General features: G+C 73.1%; 3 protein-coding genes. 1 reads left to right on the plus strand and 2 read right to left on the minus strand.

Features of this window, described 5'->3' with window-relative positions:
• The coding region (locus ACM2XV_RS14635; RefSeq protein WP_487027462.1) for a nucleotidyltransferase family protein at positions 1-1,109 on the plus strand (1,109 nt) is incomplete at its 5' end.
• Between the two features lie 6 nt (positions 1,110-1,115).
• Here the strand turns inward: ACM2XV_RS14635 and ACM2XV_RS14640 are convergent.
• Both ACM2XV_RS14640 and ACM2XV_RS14645 read right to left on the minus strand, forming a co-directional pair.
• On the minus strand, positions 1,116-1,370 hold the full coding sequence (locus ACM2XV_RS14640; protein WP_344776839.1) for a PqqD family protein: 255 nt from the start codon (positions 1,368-1,370) through the stop codon (positions 1,116-1,118).
• Positions 1,371-1,454: 84 nt separating this feature from the next.
• On the minus strand, positions 1,455-2,069 hold the full coding sequence (locus ACM2XV_RS14645; RefSeq protein ID WP_487027463.1) for a hypothetical protein: 615 nt from the start codon (positions 2,067-2,069) through the stop codon (positions 1,455-1,457).
• Positions 2,070-2,073 lie beyond the last annotated feature (4 nt).

A 2,073-nucleotide genomic window follows, 5' to 3' on the forward strand; every position in this document is an offset into this window, starting at 1 on the left:
GCGCGCACCTCGGGGCCGAGGGGCTCGCCGGAGACCCCGATGACGCTCTGCGTGAGCAGCCGCGCGAGTGCGCGGTCCCCGCTCGGCGGCGTCACGCCGGCACTCCGAGCTGGAGGCGCCGCGTCGGCAGCGCGCCCGATGCGCCCCGCGAATGGGCCGACCGACTCGCGCCGCACCGCACGCTGCAGCTCATGCGCCACATGCAGGCGAGCGGCGACCTGCGCCGCATCGCCGAGGTGTTCGCGCACGCGGGCATCGCCTGGGCCGTGGGCAAGGGCCCGGTCGCGGCCGACCTCATCTGGCCGAGCCCGGACATGCGCGAGTACTACGACCTCGACGTCTTCGTCGGCCGGGGCGACTTCGCGGCGGCGCTCGACGAGCTGCTGGCGGCCGGGTGCACGCTGGTCGACCGGAACTGGCCGGAGCTCAGCCGATCGATGCGGGCGGAGATCGGGCTGCTCGGCCCCGCGGGCACGCACATCGACCTGCACTGGGACATGGCCGTGCCGCCCAAGCTGCGTCGCGCGTTCCGCACCGACATGGCGGGCATGTTGGGCCGCGCGCGCCCCGCGCGGCTCGGCAGCGGGGTGGCGGTGTCGGTGTTCGACCCGGTCGACACCGTCGTGCACCTCGTCTTCCATGCCGCACAGGCGGGCGCCAACAGGCTGATGTGGATCGCCGACATCCATCACGCGACCGCACAGCCCGGCTTCGACTGGGCGGAGTTCGCGCGCCGCACCGCTGCGGCCCGCACGACGGTCGCCTCCGCGCTCGTGCTCGACCGGGTCTCCCGCACCCTCGGCTTCCGGAACCCGCCGCCCGCCGCGGTCCTCGCCCCCGCGGCGAGCGTGTGGGGTCGGCTTGCCCGCGAGCGCGACGAGAGATACCCGTTCCCCGGCCTGCCCGGCGACCGGCACCAGGGCGGAACGCTGTTCTCGAGCGCCCGCGAGCACCTCGCCGCGAGCGCGCTCGATGCCGCCGTGGCGAGCTGGCGCGTGCGGGCGACCGAGCGCCGCATCACGCGCGGCGCGGACGAGCGGATTCTGCGCCGCGACGTTCCCGACGCGGCATCGCGCATGGCCTATCTCGAGGCCGTCGCCGCGGTCTGAAGAGGCTCAGGCCTCGAGCAGCGCCTTCTCGCGCAGCTGGGCGATGAAGGCGGCCGTGTCGGCGTCGGCGCGGCCCTGGTCGATGGCGTACTCGTCGACCAGGGCCGCGGCCAGCTCGCTCTGCGTGCGCTCCTCGGTGAGCAGCTTCGCCAGGGTGGCGCCCGCGACATTGGTGGTCAGGTAGGCCGACGTCGCCAGGTCGAGAATGACGAGCTCGCCGTCGATCTCCTGCCAGGTCAGGCCCTCGGTGCGCAGCTTCATGACTCTCCTTGTTGAAAAAACGTCAGCTTTCTCAACTATCGCGCCGCGTGCGCATCGAGGGGATGCCCAGAACGGGGGCTGGCCTCACTCCTCGGCGAACCCGGCGCGGTCGACCGCGCGGTGGTACCGCATGCCGGCGAGGCCGCCGAGCAGCGCCCCGACGAGGCTGACCACCGCCACGACGATCGCGGTGACGATGCCGCCGGCCGTCAGTGTGCCCTCGTCGATGGGGATGCGGGGGAAGCTGTTCAGATTCCCGAGCACGTCGTACTTCGAGCCGGCGATGGCCGCGATGACGGCGCCGATCACGGCGAACACGACCGCCCAGATCCAGACGGCGAAGCCCTGGCGGATGCCCGCGAAGCGCGCCATCCGCCCGGCGACGTACCCGCCGCAGAAGTACGAGACGAACAGGATCACCGCGAGGGCGATCGCGCCCACGACGCCGACCGTCGTGGCGTTGGCGCCGGCGGCTTGGGCGGCGCTGTTCGCGTCGCCGTTGTTGGTTCCGAGCCCGACGCCGGCGCCGATCGCGCTCAGGATCGCGACGAGCAGCACCGCGAGCCCCATCGCCGACAGCCAGCCGAAGAACGCCGAACCCCACTTGATTCCGCCGAATGCGGCGGCTTCCCGGCCGACCACGTCTCTGCGCGTCACGACCTCTTCGCGTGGCGCGACCACCTCGTCCCGCGGGGTCACGACC

It is taken from the genome of Gryllotalpicola sp. CP2-P1 (genome assembly GCF_057512245.1).

Bases quoted from the DNA above. Each gene is read 5' to 3' on its own strand.
- ACM2XV_RS14640 (WP_344776839.1), bottom strand. From the start codon at position 1,370: ATGAAGCTGCGCACCGAGGGCCTGACCTGGCAGGAGATCGACGGCGAG.